This window comes from Bordetella sputigena (assembly GCF_965137885.1).
GTDB lineage: Bacteria > Pseudomonadota > Gammaproteobacteria > Burkholderiales > Burkholderiaceae_B > Bordetella_C > Bordetella_C sputigena.
The window spans coordinates 122,459-137,884 of the sequence record NZ_CBCSCA010000003.1 but is presented as its reverse complement, the minus strand read 5'-3'; the positions used below and the strand labels follow the sequence as shown (position 1 = coordinate 137,884).

The following is a 15,426-nucleotide window of genomic DNA, read 5'->3' as shown; positions in this document are numbered from 1 at the left end:
CTTCATTCGACGCTCCGGCCACGCGGGGCGAACAGGCCTTGCGGCCGCTTTTGCACGAACAGCACGATCAGCACCAGGATGGCGATCTTGGCCAGCACGGCGCCCGCATAGGGCTCCATGATCTTGTTCAGCCCGCCCAGGCCCAGGGCCGCGATGACGGTGCCGGCAAGCTGGCCGACGCCGCCCAGCACGACCACCATGAAGGAGTCGACGATGTAGCCGCGGCCCAGGTCCGGCCCCACGTTGCCCAACTGGGACAGCGCCACGCCGGCCAGCCCGGCGATGCCGGATCCCAGCCCGAAGGCCAGCATATCGATGCGGCCGGTGGGCACGCCCACGCAGTCCGCCATGCGGCGATTCTGCGTGATGGCGCGCACAAATAGGCCCAGCCGGGTGTGATTCAGCAGCAGCCACACGAAGAACAGCACCAGCAGCGAAAACACGATGATCACGATCCGGTTGTAGGTCAGCACCAGGCCGCCCATCACGGTGACGCCGCCGCTCATCCAGCCAGGGTTGCTGACTTCCACGTTCTGCGCGCCGAACAGCGAACGCACCAATTGCATCAGGATCAGGCTGATGCCCCAGGTCGCCAGCAGCGTTTCCAGCGGCCTGCCATACAGCCAGCGGATGACGGTGCGTTCCAGCGCCATGCCCACCAGCGCGGTCACGACGAAGGCGACGGGCAGGGCGGCGATCACATACCAGTCCAGCCAGGCCGGCGCCCAGGCGCGAAAGGCGCCCTGCACGGCGAAGGTGGCGTAGGCGCCTATCATCAGCAGTTCGCCGTGCGCCATGTTGATGACGCCCATCAGGCCGAAGGTAATGGCCAGGCCCAGCGCGGCCAGCAGCAGCACGCTGCCCAGGCTGATGCCGTAGAACAGATTGCCGGCCCATTCGATGGCGGCCAGGTGGCGATCGATGGCGCGCAGCGCGGCGGCCGCCGCATCGCGAACGCCTGCATCCGCTTCCGTGTAGTTGCCCTGCGCATCGCGGCCGGTCATCGCCGTCAGGACGGGGATGAAGCCTGTGTTCAGGCTGCGGCCCAGGATGTCGACCGCGTGGCGGCGCACATTGGCGTCCGGGCTTTTTAGTTCGAGATTGGCTTGCGCGATTTCCAGCGCGGCCCGCACCTGCGGGTCTTTTTCCTTGTCCAGCGCGGCCACGATCAGCGGCAGCACGCTGGCCTGCGAGGTCTGCTGCAGGCGCTGAGCGGCGGCCAGGCGCTGGGTGGGGTCGGCGGCATGCAGCCGCGACTCCGCCAGCGCGCCGTCGATGGCGCGCCGCAGCCGGTTATTGATCATGACCGAGCTTGCATCGGCCGGCATGGACAAGGTCTGTCCGGTAGCCGGATCGAGCGCGCCCTTGCCGGTGTCGACCAGCACACGACCGTCGGCGGTCGCATAGAGGCGATCCGAACCCATGGCCGCCAGCACATCGGCGGCCTCGGGCTGGGTGGACTGGCCCAGTTTGCCGATCGCCTCCAGCTTGGCGTCGGTATCGTCGCCGGCCAGCGGCGCGAGCAGCGAGGCATCGAGCCCCGCGCCCAGCGCCGCCGCCATGGGCAGGGCGAGCAGCCAGGCGGCCAGCAGGCGGCGCAGCGTGATTGCGAAGAGCGCTAGGCGCATGGCGATGCCGTTCCTTCCTATGCGTTTCCGTACCTGGCGGCGTCCTTGCGGGCCGGCCTTGCGGGCCGTCCCGGCAAGGATCACCTTTACAGGCCTTGCTTGCCTTCGTTGCCGGGGATGTAGGGGCTCCACGGTTGCGCGCGGATCGGGCCCTTGCTCTTCCAGACCACGTTGAACTGGCCGTCGGCGCGGATTTCGCCGATGTAGACGGGCTTGTGCAGGTGATGGTTGGTCTTGTCCATCTCGATGGTGTAGCCGTCCGGCGCGTTGAACTTCTGCCCGCCCACCGCCGCGATCACCTTGTCGACGTTGGTGGTCTTGGCCTGCTCGACGGCCTGCTTCCACATATGGATGCCGATGTAGGTGGCTTCCATCGGGTCGTTGGTGACGACCGTATCCGCGTTGGGCAGGTTCTTGGCCTTGGCGTAGGCCTTCCATTTCTTGATGAACTCGGCGTTGACCGGGTTCTTGATGGACTCGAAGTAATTCCAGGCGGCCAGGTGGCCGACCAGCGGCTTGGTGTCGACGCCGCGCAGTTCTTCCTCGCCCACGGAGAACGCCACGACCGGCACGTCGGTGGCCTTCAGGCCGGCATTGCCCAATTCCTTGTAGAAGGGCACGTTGGAGTCGCCATTGATGGTCGACACCACGGCTGTCTTGCCGCCGGTGGCGAATTTCTTGATGTTGGCGACGATGGTCTGGTAGTCGGAGTGACCGAAGGGCGTGTAGACCTCCTGGATGTCGTCGTCCTTGACGCCCTTGGAATGCAGGAAGGCGCGCAGGATTTTGTTGGTGGTGCGGGGATAGACGTAGTCGGTGCCCAGTAGCACGAAGCGCTTGGCACCGCCGCCGTCTTCGCTCATCAGGTATTCCACCGCCGGGATGGCCTGCTGGTTGGGGGCCGCGCCGGTGTAGAAAACGTTATGTTCCAGTTCCTCGCCTTCGTACTGCACGGGGTAGAACAGCAGGCCATTCAGTTCCTTGAAGACGGGCAGCACCGACTTGCGCGATACCGAGGTCCAGCAGCCGAATACGACGGCGACCTTTTCCTGCGACAGCAGCTGGCGGGCCTTCTCCGCGAACAAGGGCCAGTTCGACGCGGGATCCACCACCACGGGTTCGAGTTTCTTGCCCATGACGCCGCCGGCGGCGTTGATCTCTTCGATCGTCATCAGGGCGACGTCCTTCAGCGACGTTTCGGAAATGGCCATCGTGCCGGACAGCGAATGCAGGATGCCGACCTTGATGGTGTCTTCGGCGGCCAGGGCCTCCGGCAGCCATCCCGTCATCGCCATCACGCTGGCGGCCGTCAATTGTTTGAGTACGTGTCTGCGGTTCATGTTGTCGGGATCCTTAACGGTGAGCCGGTCCGGGCCGGCAGGAGTGCGTGCAAAGCGTCGTACAGCCGCTGCCCGCGCGTCGGTCGATGCGCGGGGCACGAGCATGAAAAGCAAAACGTATGCCAATTTTTTGTCGCAAAGCGGGCGTGTCTTTGGGGCGCGCCGCGGTCGGACGGCAATGGATAGGGATCGGGAGCGCGCCGGTCGACAGCGGCGTGGTCCATGCTCGGCGGTACGCACGTCATCGTGAAATCGCGCACCAACAAGAGGCGTGTCATGCCCGTGATGGCGCGATAGTGGTGCCTGCGACGCCGCGGTTTGGTGCCCGATGTTTGCTTTCGGGACCCTTTCGTCAGCCTTCGGGGCGCGCAGGGGCCGCACTGGTGCGGCGCTGCCGGGCGGCGCCTCACGCCCGTCGGCGCCCGCAGGTGGTCGGTGCTGGCGCGGCGAGCTATGCCCCCAGGATATGGACGTTGTGTGCCAGCCTGGCGGCGAGCAGCTCGCGCAGGTCCTTCGGCAGCGTCGCGTCCACCGTGCCGTACGCATTGGCAATACGTTGAATCAATGCGTGCAGATGTACCCTCGCCTGTTCATCCGATAGGCCAAACTGCGCTGCGCCGGCCAGGACGGCGTCGCGCGCAATGTCGAAGCGGCCCGCCGACAATTGCATCGATAGCGTACGCGGCGTTTCTTCCGCATTGGGCACGATGTCAAAGGCCGGCGACAAGCGCCAGCGATTTTCACTGACGCAGTAAATCGCCGCGTGGTTGCGCGGATGATCGTCATCATTTCCGACGATGGCGTTGAACACCATGCGGTCGAAAACCTCGACCTGGTCTTCGTGTGGCGCGCCGATCTGGCGCAATTGTTCCGCCAGGCGGGGGTAGCTCCACGATGCACGCGCCGCGCCCGGATACTCGGTGCTCAATAACGTCGCACCGCTGACGGCCATGGTCCGGCGTCCGCCGTGCCTGTCAAATCGATGCACGCGCAACACGCTCATGCCTTCCCGATGATGAACAGTGGACGCCGCGTTCAAACCAGCCGTCGCGGCCCACTTCATCGTGAAGTGCTCGAGAGCGGGGATGTCGACGATATCGCTGGGGAGCAGAGGCTTGACCAGCCAGTAGTCGTCTCCGTCCTTGAGCGTGCCCTTGGGGCGCGCGCCGCCCAGACTGGGCGTAGCCATGAGCATCTTGCGCAACCGGGGATGCACCGACGGGCGCCGATCGTACAACGCCAGGAGCTCAGTGGTCAGCTCCTCCAGTTGAGGCAGCTTCGGGCTCTGGATAATATCGATCGAGGGCTTACGCGATGTGCCGACCGCGAGCGCTCCCCACAAGTCGCCGTTGCGCGCGCGAAGCAGATATTCGACGTCGGGCGCGTTGTCCGCCATGCCGTATTCGCGATGCAGTAGCAGCCTGCCCCAGGAATCCGGACAGGTATCGCGCAGGGCGTCGTGCAGTCCGCCGTAGCGGTGGGCCGGCAAATCGACATCCCGCAGCAAAGGCATGTTCACCGGGTCTATGGACCAGGGCAGCCGGGCGTCGAGATAGCTGGGGGCATAGCGGAAGACGCCTACTGCGTCGCGCCTGGCGTATCGCCCCACCGTGACCCATTCTTCGGTGTCGGGGCGCTGCAGATAGACATACAGGGGCTTAGAAATAGTCATCGTCCGCCTCGGATGCCGGGGTGCGCGCGCGCGCGTTGGGATCGGCCGACCAGTAGCGCGGATCGAGCGGCGGGACGGCAGTGTCCAGAATGCCCAGAGCCCAGAGGGCGGATAAATACACGGCCGCGCCGGCGCCGGGGTCCCCGCGCTCCACGCGACGGAGCGTGGCGTCGGATATACCCATCCGGGCGCAGAGATCAGCGGCGGGGATATGTTGCGCCACCCGCTGCGTCCTTATGCAGCGTCCCCAGATGCGGAGGCGCTCCGCCACCAGAGTGGGTACAGAGGCCGGCAATTGGATCTTCTTCGGCATTGGGTCATCATAAATATCGGGTTATTTCAATTAAACCGAGTTTTATGACGGAAATCAAACACCATGTCTTGCCATGGGCGGCTATAGATATCTGGTTATCCTGGATAAAACGATATCTATGGCTCTGCCGACGGCGGTCCGCCCGGGGCGGCGTGGCGGCCGCGGATCGACGCTCAGCGTCGCGTTCACCGGGTTTTGATTTCAACACACGGCAGAGGCCGGCCTATCGTATTCGCGTTATCGTTGCCGCTCCCGCGTCCACATATCGACACGAATCCGATGAAAATCCAGAACTACGGATGGATCGCCGCGGCGGCGATCTGCATGGCCTGCGCCGGGCAGGCCCAGGCGGCGGATGCCGCCAAGCCCGGCGCCAAGGCGTCCTCGGCGGCGGACAGCGCCGACAGCGCGGTCGTGGCCAGGATGGGCTCCGTGGAAGTGCAGCGTGGCGAAGTCCAGGCCATGCTGAACGCGCTGGCGCCGCAGGCCCGCGCGCAGGTCAAGGCCAACCGCACGCTGCTGGACAATATGGTCCGTGGGCGCCTGGCGGAAAAGGCCTTGCTGCAGCAGGCGCAGAGCCAGAACTGGGCGCAGCGTCCGGAGGTAAAGGCACAGATCGAGGCCGCCACGCGCGAGATCGTGTTCCGTTCCTATCTGGCTTCGGTCAGCGCGGTTCCCGCGGACTATCCCTCCGACAAAGAGTTGAACGCCGCCTACGAGCGCACCAGATCGAACTGGGTCGATCCCGCCATGTATCGCGTGGCGCAGATCTTCCTGCCGGCGCCGATCAACGACGCCGCCGCCGTGGCGCGCGCCCGCAAGCAGGCGGACGATGTCGCCAGGCAGGCCCAGGCGCCGAAGGCGGATTTCACCGCCTTGATGAAGAAGTACTCGCAGGACCCGGGCGCCCAGCAGGGAAGCGACACCGGCATGATCGCCCTGTCCCAGCTGCTGCCCGAGATCCGGCCCGTGGTCGCCACGATGCGCAAGGGTCAGGTATCCGCGCCCGTGCAGTCGGCGCAAGGTTTCCATATCCTGAAGCTGGTGGACGAACGCCCGCAGCAGACCGCCACCTTCGCGCAGGTGCGGGACCGCCTCCGGCTGGGCATGCGGCAGGAACGGCAGCAGCAGGCAGCGCAGGCTTATTTGCAGGGCCTGCTGGACAAGCAATCCGTGACGGTCGATGGCGCGGCGCTGGGCTCGGTGCTGGAAGCCACCCGCTAAGGTTGGAGGACCCCATATGTTGAAGTTCGCCGCGAATATCAGCCTGCTCTATAACGAATACGGCTTCCTGGATCGCTTCCAGGCCGCCGCGGAAGACGGGTTCAAGGGCGTGGAATGCCTGTTCCCGTACGCCTGGCCGGCGTCCGAACTCGCCGCCCGGCTGCGTGAAAACGGCTTGATCCAGGCGTTGTTCAACGGCCCGCCCGGCAGGGAAGACGCCGGCGAGCGCGGCCTGGCCTGCCTGCCCGGGCGCGAAGCGGAATTCCGCGCCGGCATCGAGCGGGCGCTGGAATACGCCGATGTGCTGGCATGCCCGCGCATCCACGTCATGGCCGGGCTGGTCCCACAGGACGCCGACCGCGCGCGCCTGCGCGAAACCTATGTGCATAACCTGGCCTGGGCCGCCGAAGCCGCCGCCAAGGCAGGGCGCGACGTGATGATAGAACCCATCAACACGCGCGATATCCCGGGCTATTTCCTCAACCGCCAGGCCGACGCGCACGCCATCATCGACGCCGTCGGCGCGGCCAACCTGAAAGTCCAGCTGGACCTGTATCACTGCCAGATCGTGGAGGGCGACCTGGAAATGCGCATACGCCAATACCTGCCCACCGGCCGGATAGGGCATATGCAGATCGCCGGCGTGCCCGCGCGCCACGAGCCGGACGCCGGAGAAGTCAACTATCCCCACTTGTTCCGCGTGCTCGACGAACTCGGCTACGACGGCTGGATAGGCTGCGAATACCGGCCCGCCAACGGTACCCGCGCCGGCCTGGGATGGCTGCGTGCCGCTGGGCAGTCGGCGTCATAGGCGAAAAGTGGCCGGCCAGTAGCGTCCAGTAGCGGCTCAACCGGCACGGCTGGGCAAGTGACTCGCGTACGGGCACAAGGGGTCGTACGAGCCTCGTCGCCGCATAGCTAAGCGTGCGCTGGGCGAGGACTTGCTATCGCGCGGAAACGACGCCGGGAGGCCCTTAAGTCCCGGGCCCAACGGATAGGCGTTTCCGAGCCGACGCTTATACGCATGGAGAAAGGCGATCCCAGCGTTTCGATGGGTGTTTACGCAACGGCGCTATGGATGATGGGTCGCTCGCAGGCGCTTACCGAAATCGCGGCCCCGGAACACGATAGGGGTGGCCGCAAATCATCGCAATCTGGAGCAGATGCAGGAGCTCTTCAGGCGCATGGTTTTCAATATCCTGATCGACAATACTGACAAGACCATTGCGTCCGGCTCGGTGTGAATCCGGCCGATATCGCGACGCTGGAGCGCCAGATCGATCGGCCCTTCCTATCGGACCAGCGTAGGGCGTTTGCCTGATCGCCTCATCGACAGGAAAACAAGCAACGCGCAGATCCCCGCGCTACTCGCGGCCAGCAGGAATGCGCCGGAGAAGCCGGCCCCGTAGGCGACGCGGGCGATGTCGGCAAGCGCATCCCACGCGCTGGATGGATAGGCCGCGACGGCGTCCTGGATGTCGCCCGCCACCACGCGTCCGATAAAGGCGTCGTCGACCGGCAGGTGGGCCGCTTCCGCCGCCGCGCGGATGGCCGCGCCGGTATTGCTCGCCAGCACCGCGCCCAGTCCGCCAAAGCCCAGCAGGATGCCGGAAAAGCGCGCCGTCGTGCTGATGCCCGACGCCATGCCGGCCCGATGCGGCGGCACGTTGCCCATGATGGCCTTCTGCGTTTCGCCATTGAGCAGCCCGCCACCGGTGCCAAGCAATGCCATCCCGATAATCACCATGGCCTGGCCGGACTGCAAGGCCGCATAGGCCATCAGCGCGTTGCCGAGGGCCACGATCGCCAGGCCGAGCGTCAGGATGCCCTTGCTGTCCAGCCATCGGGAAAGGCGGCGCCCGACCTGGGGAAAGACCAGCATGGCCAGGGCGAAAGGCAGCATGCCGACGCTTGCCATCAGCGCGGTATCGCCGCGCCCGTTCTGCAGGAACAGCGGCAACACGGAGGCCATGACCTGGGCCGACGAGGCATAGGCGAACATGGCGATAACCGCGCCCACGAAGGGCCAGGCCTTGAACAAGGTCAGGTCCAGCATGGGGTGCGGCCGCGCGCGCTCCACCAGGCAGAATGCGACGAACAGCATCAGCCCGACGGCCGCGCGGCCTAGCACGGCAACGCTGCCCCAGCCGAGCCCCGGACCCAGTATCAACGCCCAGGTCACGGCGAACATGGCGGCGGCGAACAGCGCGATCCCGGCAAAGTCCAGCGACCGCGGCGTGGGATCGCGCGATTCGTCCACGCGCCGCAATACGGCCGTGCCCAGCACGGCGCAGATCGGTACGTTGATGTGGAAGGCCCAGCGCCATCCCAGCAGGCTGTTGATGACACCGCCGAGCAAGGGCGACAGCACCATGGTCAGTCCCATGATGCCGCCCCATACGGCCCACGCGCGCCCCCGCGCATGTTCGTCATGAAAGGTGTGGCCGACGATCGCCAGCGCCGGGGCCAGCAGGAAGGCCGCGCTGGCGCCCTGCGCCGCCCGTGCCGCATAGAGCGCAGCCGGCGAAGGCGCCAGCCCGCAAGCAAGCGAAGACAGGGCGAACAGTGCGATCCCCCATAGGAACACCCGTTTGCGCCCATAGCGGTCGGCGATCGAACCCGCCGGCAGCAGGAGCGACGCGAAGCACAGAACATAGGCGCTGATCACCCATTCGATCTCGGCGAAGGTCGCCTGCAGGTCGCGCGCGATCGTCGGCAGCACGATGCCCACGACATTGGTGTCGAGCACCGTCATTGCGCAACCGCACGACGCGATCAGCAGGACGGCGGTCTGCCTGTTGGCCGGCCGCGCGGCGATGGTGGCTTCCATGGATACCTTGCACAAGGGGTTGAAAGCGTTCATTGCAGCACGACGGTATCATTGAGTTCAATAAAGTATTCTGGCGAGATAATTCGAGAAAATCGAATATTTGAACCACGTCCCGACGTCACGACTCGGTGTCTCGATCGAGGCGCTTCGGCCATTACGACTCGCCCATGTTGGAGGCATGCATCATGGAGCTGCGCCATCTACGGTCTTTCGTCGTCGCCGCGCGTGAATTGCACTTCGCCAGGGCGGCCGAAGCGCTCGGCGTCTCGTCATCCACGCTGACCCTGCAGATCCAGGAGCTGGAACGCGCGCTGCAGGCGCGCCTGTTCAACCGCACCAAGCGTTCCGTGGCATTGACGCAGGCCGGCGAGGCCTTCCTTGACGAGACGCTGGCCGTGCTCGACCGCTTCGACCGCGCGGTCAACGTCGGACGTCGGGCGGGCCGTGGACAATTGGGCCGTATCGCGCTTGGCTATGTCGGCTCGGCGGCTTATTCGGGTGTGCTGCAGCATCAGATGCAACGCTTCCGTACCGAGTGGCCGGACGTCACGCTGCATGCGCGCGAGCTGCTCATGGACCAGATCGCGGCCTGCGTGGAGGCCGGCACGGTGGATATCGGCTTCGTTCGCCTGCCCGTGCCGCTGCCCAACGGCATCGCCAGCCATGTGCTGGTGCGCGACGGATTCTGCCTGGCCTTGCCGTCCGGTCATCGTCTGGCCGGGGAGGGCGGGCGCCGGCACGGTCCGGCGGTCAAGGCGCGCGACCTGGCAGGAGAGGATTTCATTGTGCCCGAACAGGATCTCGGCTTGCGCGAGGTCGCCCGGCGCGGCCGTTTCACGCCGCGCATCGCCGCCGTGCCCGGCTCCTTGCTGGCGGTGGTGACGCATGTGTCGCTGGGCGTGGGCGTCGCCGTCCTGCCCACCATCGTCAAGGACGTGCTGGCCTTGCCCAACGTCGTGTTCCGCCAGGTCGCGGGCGCGGACATCCCGTCGTCCATCGCCGCGATATACCGGCGTCATGAGCGCTCGCCCACGGTGCGGCATTTCATCGAGCAGATCCTGCGCACGGAGCCAGTCCTGGTCTCGCCTTTTCCTATGGGCTGACCGGAGCGAGGCTTTCAGGCATTTCACGGTGGGGTGGCGAGATTGCCTATAGACCCCTTGAAGAACATGCGTGCGGCGGGGGGGGCAGCCGCTCGCAAGCGCCCGGTCGCTCCGCGCAGGGCCGAATGACACATTTCTCCCGGGAATGAGTCGTGCGATTCTTTCATTAGTCCTGCCGGCCCTGCATTTGTATGCTGTATCCACTACATAAAGAAAAGATTGCATCGGGCACCGACGATCCGTCATGCACGCATACAAGGGGTTATCTTGGACATCCGAATTCCCAAATTGCTCGGCGGCGCGCTTGCGTTCGCCATCCTTGGCCTGTCCACCCCCGCTCGCTGCGAGCCGGCCTATCCTGCGCGTGCGATTACCGTCGTCGTGCCGTTCTCGGCCGGTAGCGCGAGCGACACCTATGCCCGTGTCATAGGCGCCAAGCTGGGCGAGGCGTTTGGCCAATCGCTCGTGGTGGAGAACAAGGACGGCGCCGGCGGCTTCATCGGCGCGCAGTACGTCCTGCGCGCCAAACCGGATGGCTACACGCTGATGTTCGCCGCCTCTCCATGGGCGTATACGCCGTATTTCTTCAAGCGGGTACCGTACGAGCCCACCAAGGATTTTGTCGCGGTCGCCAAAGTCGGCGCGGCGCCCAGTGTTCTCGTGGCCGCGCCTGACGCCCCCTTTGGAGACATCGCCGGCATGGCGGCATACGCCAAGCAGCATCCTGGAAAGTTGACCTATTCGAGCGCTGGCATAGGCACCTATTCCCACCTGATAGGCGCCCTGGTGGATAAGCGGCTTGATATCGACATCATGCATGTGCCCTACAAATCCGCGGCGCAGGCCATGAGCGATGTCGTGGGCCACATGATCAGCCTCAATTATCCCAGCCTGTCGGCAGCGCTGCCGCTTATCAAGTCAGGCAAGCTAAAGGCGCTCGGCGTGACGAGTTTGGCGCCTGCGTCCATCGCGCCCGACATTCCGCCGATTGCATCCCAGGGTCTGCCGGGCTTCGAGGTCATGCAGTGGTTCGGTTTTGTTGCGCCGGCGGGCACTCCCCCGGAAGTGGTGGCGCTGCTCAATGCAAAGATCAATCGGGTGCTGGCGGATCCAGAAGTCGCGAGCCGGTTTGCCCAATTGGGTATTCAGCTGACGCCGGAATCATCCGCCGAATTCGCGGCCGACATCGACACGGAAATCAAGAAATGGGTGCCGCTTGGCAAGGAACTGGCGATCACCTACGAATGAGTCCAAAGCGGCTTCCTTTGCAGCAGCCAATCCCGGAACAAGCGGGCCGCGGGGCTGAGCGTCCTGTGGCGCGAGTGCACGAGATAGTCATAGCGGCCCGTACGGCAGGCGAAATCGCCGATTGCGCGCAACTGCCCCCGGTCGATCGATTCGCGCACCATGTAGTCCCACCCCAGCCCTACGCCGAGTCCCTGCAGGGCGGCGTTGAACACCAGCGTGACTTGGTTGAACGTCAATGCGCGAGTCGGCGCGGTGTACTCGACGCCGAACTGCTCGAACCAGGCCGGCCAATCCATGCAATTCCATTCTCGGGAGTCGAGCTGGATGAGCGGCGCTTCCCGCAGCTGCTCGACGGTTTCAATGGAAGGCAAAGGAAGATCCGGCCGGCAGACCGCGTATACGACTTCCTGAAATAGCGGGGTAGCGTCCAGTGAATTCCAGTCGCCGTCGCCATACAGGATGCCGAACGAACCGTCGCTGCAGCTCTCCTCGTTGATCGAGTTGCTGGCGATGATATTGACGTTGATTTCAGGATGGTCCTGATTGAAGTAAACCACCTGGGGAAACAGCCAGCTATGCGCCACAGCCTGTGTGCACCGGACGGTAACGGTTTGTTCGGCATTCGTGCTGCGGAGCCGCGCCACCACATCGTTCAGCCTGAGAAGCAGCGGCTGCAGTTCCGCCTGCAGCTCCCGGCCCTTCGCGCTCAAGCGTATGCCGCGGCCTACGCGGTCGAACAGCGAGGTCTTGAGGCTGTCCTCCAGCATGGCCATTTGCTTGCTGACCGCGCTTTGGGTCAGGGCAAGCTCCTGGGCGGCACGGGTGAAACTTCCGCAGCGCGCAACCGCTTCGAAACAGACCAGGTTTTCCATGGAGGGCAGCCTGGAGAAGAGGCGCGGACCGTTGATATCAAGCATGGCAAGACCCAGGTATCGATTCCATTAGGGAATGAGTGGTGCGCGCAATTCGCTAGTGGTTTGGCGCGGCGAAGGCCATCATAGCAAGTGTCAAGCCGAATAAAAAGCTTGAGAAAGTCATTCTCGACAGGAATGGGTAACCACGGGGCCATGAAAAAATTCGTACTCAAGGTGACGTGCCAGGATCAGCGTGGCATTGTCGGGGCGGTAGGGCAGTGCATTGCCGCGCTGGGCGGCTGCATCACGGAAAGCGGCCAATTCGTCGATCCGACGACCGGCCGCCTGTTCATGCGTGTGTGCTTCCAGTTCGACAGCGATGTGTCGCGGGAAGTGCTCGAGCGGCATTTCGAACCGGTCGTGCAGCGTTACCGGATGCGGATGGAGACATTCGATCTGTCGCAAAAGCCGCGGGTTCTCATCATGGTTTCCCAGTTGGGCCATTGCCTTAACGATCTGCTCTATCGAAATAGCATCGATCAGTTGCCCTTGCAGCTGGTGGGCGTCGTTTCCAATCACACGGTATACCGGGCGCGGGTCGAGCACGAGGGCATCCCGTTCCACCATCTGCCCGTGACGCCGGATAATAAGGCGGAGCAGGAACGGATCTTCCTGGCTTTGCTGGATAGCCTGGAGGTCGATCTGGTCGTGCTGGCCAGGTATATGCAAATTCTGTCCGATGACCTGTGCCGCAGGCTGCCGGGCAAGGTCATCAATATCCATCATTCCTTTCTGCCCAGTTTCAAGGGCGCGAAGCCTTACCACCAGGCCTACGAGCGCGGGGTGAAGCTCATAGGCGCGACGGCCCACTACGTGACCGCCGACCTGGACGAAGGGCCGATCATCGAGCAGGACATACGGCGCGTGGACCATGCGACCGGTCCCGACGAAATGGTCGCGATCGGAAGGGATACCGAATGCCAGGTGCTGGCCAAGGCCGTCAAGACCCATGTTGAACACCGGATCCTGTTGAATGAAAACCGCACCATCATCTTCTGATGCCCGGACTGCCGTTGCGCTCAGCGGCATCGAGGCCGCGGCCGAAGTGACCGCCGAAGTCGCCAGGCAAATGCGCGAGTCGGGCGTGATCCCAAAACTGGCGGTCGTCCTGGTGGGCGAGGACGCGGCAAGCGCGGTCTATGTCGCGAACAAGGCCAGGCAGGCCGAGCGTATCGGCTTCGCGTCACTGCAGATCCGCCTGCCAGCACAGACATCCAGCGCGGAGCTGTCCGCCGTGATACAGCGCCTGAATGCTGATGCATCCGTCCACGGCATCCTCGTTCAGTTGCCGCTGCCGCCGCATCTATCCGCCGAGGCGGTCGCTTGCGAGATCGCGCCCGGGAAGGACGTCGACGGTTTTCACGAGGTCAATGTCGGCCGCATGACGATCCGGTCGACCCTCGCCGCCTTCGTCCCATGTACGCCATTGGGTTGCATGCACCTGATCCGGCGGGCCATCGGGCATGAGCTCAAGGGCCTGAACGCGGTTGTCGTCGGCAAGTCCAACATCGTCGGCCGGCCGATGGCGACGCTATTGATGCACGCGGAATGCACGGTCAGTGTCGCTCACATCCATACCAGGAATATCGAACAACTCTGCCGCACCGCCGACATTCTCGTGGTAGCCGCCGGTTCTCCCGGACTGGTTCGGGGCGACTGGATAAAGCCCGGCGCGGTCGTTATCGACGTCGGCATCAACCGCATCGCCGGCGAGGCGGGCGCGCACAGGATAGCCGGGGATGTGGCCTATGACGAGGCGGCCGAAGTCGCATCCTTTATTACGCCGGTGCCTGGGGGCGTCGGTCCCATGACCATCGCCATGTTGATGAAAAACACGTATGCCGCCGCCCTGCGGGCCGGGGCGTACGCATCCTCGACGGCATGTCGGGCCGCAGCCCGGGAGTAACGGATGAAGTATTCGATTTTCAGTATCGCCAGGAATGCCATGTCCTATCACGAGCGATGGGAGCGGCAATGGCGCAGTCCCGATCCTCGGCCGGAATACGACGTGGTGATCGTCGGTGGCGGCGGGCACGGCCTGGCGACGGCCTACTACCTGGCGAAGAATCATGGGATCACCAATGTCGCGGTCGTCGAAAAGGGATGGATAGGCGGCGGCAACACCGCACGGAATACCACGATCGTCCGGTCCAGCTACCTATGGGAAGAATCGGCGGCCTTGTATGACGCCGGCATCGCGCTGTGGGAAAACCTGTCCGCCGACTTGAACTACAACGTCATGTTCAGCCAGCGTGGCGTGGTCAGCCTGGTTCATTCCCAGAAGGACTTCCGTGATGTGCAGCGTCGCATTCATGCGAACCGGCTGCTCGGCATCGACGTGGAATACCTTGATCGGGAAGCGCTCAAGCGCGAAATCCCCATCCTGAATCTGGATTGCCGCTTTCCCGTATGGGGCGGAGCCATGCAGAGGAAGGCCGGCGTGGCGCGTCACGATGCCGTGGCGTGGGGCTATGCCAGGGCGGCGGATCGGGCAGGTGTCGACATCATCCAGAATTGCGCCGTCCTGGGTATCGACCGGAATGGCGACCAGGTCACCGGTGTGAGAACCGAACGGGGCACGATCAAGGCCAGAAAGGTGGCGGTGGTCGCGGCGGGCAATACCACCGTCCTGGCGGATATGGCGGGGATACGCCTGCCCCTGGAAAGCCACCCCCTGCAAGCGCTGGTCTCGGAGCCGATCAAGCCTGTGCTCGATACGGTGGTGATGTCCAACGCCGTGCACGCCTATATCAGCCAATCGGACAAAGGCGACCTGGTCATCGGCGCCGGCGCGGACCAGTATGTGGGGTATGGCCAGCGCGGAAGCTTCCAGACCATAGAAAGCACGATCACGGCCATCGTGGAGATGTTTCCCGTCTTCTCCCGGGTCCGCATGAATCGCCAGTGGGGCGGTATCGTGGATCTGAGTCCGGATTCGTGCCCGATCATCACTAAGACGCCCGTCAAGGGCCTCTATTTCAACTGCGGCTGGGGCACGGGAGGCTTCAAGGCTACGCCTGTATCGGGCATGGTCTTCGCCCACACGGTGGCGCTGGATCGCCCCCACGATTTGAACGCGCCGTTCAGCCTGGACCGGTTCACCACCGGCAGGCTGATCGACGAGTATGGCGCCGCGAACGTTGCGCACTGACGG

At 64.3% G+C, this 15,426-nt stretch carries 13 protein-coding genes; 7 read left to right on the top strand and 6 right to left on the bottom strand.

Annotated elements, in window-relative coordinates; genetic code table 11:
* Nucleotides 1-2: 2 nt before the first annotated feature.
* From urtB to ACNA0R_RS06530, 4 genes are all read right to left on the bottom strand, one after another.
* Nucleotides 3-1,628, bottom strand: a complete 1,626-nt coding sequence (gene urtB, locus ACNA0R_RS06545) for an urea ABC transporter permease subunit UrtB (RefSeq protein ID WP_415825149.1) — start codon at nt 1,626-1,628, stop codon at nt 3-5.
* Between the two features lie 86 nt (nt 1,629-1,714).
* A complete protein-coding gene (urtA, locus tag ACNA0R_RS06540) occupies nt 1,715-2,968 on the bottom strand; it encodes an urea ABC transporter substrate-binding protein (RefSeq protein ID WP_415825148.1) in 1,254 nt (417 codons plus the stop codon).
* Nucleotides 2,969-3,419: 451 nt separating this feature from the next.
* Nucleotides 3,420-4,577: a type II toxin-antitoxin system HipA family toxin gene (locus ACNA0R_RS06535; protein ID WP_415825147.1), complete on the bottom strand. Its 1,158-nt coding sequence runs from the start codon at nt 4,575-4,577 to the stop codon at nt 3,420-3,422.
* A 49-nt stretch (nt 4,578-4,626) separates the two neighbouring features.
* Complete coding sequence (locus ACNA0R_RS06530) at nt 4,627-4,953, bottom strand: helix-turn-helix domain-containing protein (protein ID WP_415825146.1); 327 nt, start codon at nt 4,951-4,953, stop codon at nt 4,627-4,629.
* Nucleotides 4,954-5,232: 279 nt separating this feature from the next.
* On the opposite strand from ACNA0R_RS06530, the gene ACNA0R_RS06525 reads away from it, so the two are divergent.
* Together ACNA0R_RS06525 and otnI are read left to right on the top strand one after the other, a co-directional pair.
* Entirely contained in the window at nt 5,233-6,177 is a 945-nt protein-coding gene (locus tag ACNA0R_RS06525) for a peptidylprolyl isomerase (RefSeq protein WP_415825145.1), read from the top strand.
* Between the two features lie 16 nt (nt 6,178-6,193).
* On the top strand, nt 6,194-6,988 hold the full coding sequence (otnI, locus tag ACNA0R_RS06520; protein WP_415825144.1) for a 2-oxo-tetronate isomerase: 795 nt from the start codon (nt 6,194-6,196) through the stop codon (nt 6,986-6,988).
* 480 nt (nt 6,989-7,468) lie between these two features.
* Here the strand turns inward: otnI and ACNA0R_RS06515 are convergent, their stop codons facing one another.
* A complete protein-coding gene (locus tag ACNA0R_RS06515) occupies nt 7,469-9,040 on the bottom strand; it encodes an MFS transporter (RefSeq protein ID WP_415825143.1) in 1,572 nt (523 codons plus the stop codon).
* A gap of 152 nt (nt 9,041-9,192) precedes the next feature.
* Between ACNA0R_RS06515 and ACNA0R_RS06510 the strand changes: the two genes are divergently transcribed.
* Nucleotides 9,193-10,110 carry a LysR family transcriptional regulator gene (locus tag ACNA0R_RS06510; protein ID WP_415825142.1) on the top strand — a complete coding sequence of 306 codons (918 nt, stop codon included), beginning with the start codon at nt 9,193-9,195 and terminating at the stop codon, nt 10,108-10,110.
* 267 nt (nt 10,111-10,377) lie between these two features.
* Nucleotides 10,378-11,358 (top strand): Bug family tripartite tricarboxylate transporter substrate binding protein, encoded by a 981-nt coding sequence (locus tag ACNA0R_RS06505; protein WP_415825141.1) that lies wholly within the window; start codon nt 10,378-10,380, stop codon nt 11,356-11,358.
* Here the strand turns inward: ACNA0R_RS06505 and ACNA0R_RS06500 are convergent.
* The gene (locus ACNA0R_RS06500) at nt 11,349-12,275 is read right to left on the bottom strand and encodes a LysR substrate-binding domain-containing protein (protein WP_415825140.1); all 927 of its coding nucleotides are present in this window, start codon (nt 12,273-12,275) and stop codon (nt 11,349-11,351) included. The two genes, ACNA0R_RS06505 and ACNA0R_RS06500, sit on opposite strands and share 10 nt — an antisense overlap.
* Nucleotides 12,276-12,425: 150 nt before the next feature.
* Here ACNA0R_RS06500 and purU point away from each other — a divergent pair, with 150 nt between their 5' ends.
* From purU to ACNA0R_RS06485, 3 genes are read left to right on the top strand one after another with little or no spacing between them, the layout of a single operon-like run.
* The gene (purU, locus tag ACNA0R_RS06495; RefSeq protein ID WP_415825139.1) at nt 12,426-13,271 is read left to right on the top strand and encodes a formyltetrahydrofolate deformylase; all 846 of its coding nucleotides are present in this window, start codon (nt 12,426-12,428) and stop codon (nt 13,269-13,271) included.
* Nucleotides 13,246-14,178: a bifunctional 5,10-methylenetetrahydrofolate dehydrogenase/5,10-methenyltetrahydrofolate cyclohydrolase gene (locus ACNA0R_RS06490; RefSeq protein WP_415825138.1), complete on the top strand. Its 933-nt coding sequence runs from the start codon at nt 13,246-13,248 to the stop codon at nt 14,176-14,178. The genes purU and ACNA0R_RS06490 overlap by 26 nt, the downstream gene beginning before the upstream one ends.
* Before the next feature lie 3 nt (nt 14,179-14,181).
* A complete protein-coding gene (locus ACNA0R_RS06485; protein ID WP_415825137.1) occupies nt 14,182-15,423 on the top strand; it encodes a sarcosine oxidase subunit beta family protein in 1,242 nt (413 codons plus the stop codon).
* Nucleotides 15,424-15,426: the final 3 nt, after the last annotated feature.

Excerpts from the sequence above, each read along its gene's own strand:
- urtB (WP_415825149.1), bottom strand. The coding sequence starts at position 1,628 with ATGCGCCTAGCGCTCTTCGCAATCACGCTGCGCCGCCTGCTGGCCGCC.
- urtA (WP_415825148.1), bottom strand. The coding sequence starts at position 2,968 with ATGAACCGCAGACACGTACTCAAACAATTGACGGCCGCCAGCGTGATG.
- ACNA0R_RS06530 (WP_415825146.1), bottom strand. The coding sequence starts at position 4,953 with ATGCCGAAGAAGATCCAATTGCCGGCCTCTGTACCCACTCTGGTGGCG.
- ACNA0R_RS06525 (WP_415825145.1), top strand. The coding sequence starts at position 5,233 with ATGAAAATCCAGAACTACGGATGGATCGCCGCGGCGGCGATCTGCATG.
- otnI (WP_415825144.1), top strand. The coding sequence starts at position 6,194 with ATGTTGAAGTTCGCCGCGAATATCAGCCTGCTCTATAACGAATACGGC.
- ACNA0R_RS06515 (WP_415825143.1), bottom strand. The coding sequence starts at position 9,040 with ATGAACGCTTTCAACCCCTTGTGCAAGGTATCCATGGAAGCCACCATC.
- ACNA0R_RS06510 (WP_415825142.1), top strand. The coding sequence starts at position 9,193 with ATGGAGCTGCGCCATCTACGGTCTTTCGTCGTCGCCGCGCGTGAATTG.
- ACNA0R_RS06500 (WP_415825140.1), bottom strand. The coding sequence starts at position 12,275 with ATGCTTGATATCAACGGTCCGCGCCTCTTCTCCAGGCTGCCCTCCATG.
- purU (WP_415825139.1), top strand. The coding sequence starts at position 12,426 with ATGAAAAAATTCGTACTCAAGGTGACGTGCCAGGATCAGCGTGGCATT.
- ACNA0R_RS06490 (WP_415825138.1), top strand. The coding sequence starts at position 13,246 with ATGAAAACCGCACCATCATCTTCTGATGCCCGGACTGCCGTTGCGCTC.
- ACNA0R_RS06485 (WP_415825137.1), top strand. The coding sequence starts at position 14,182 with ATGAAGTATTCGATTTTCAGTATCGCCAGGAATGCCATGTCCTATCAC.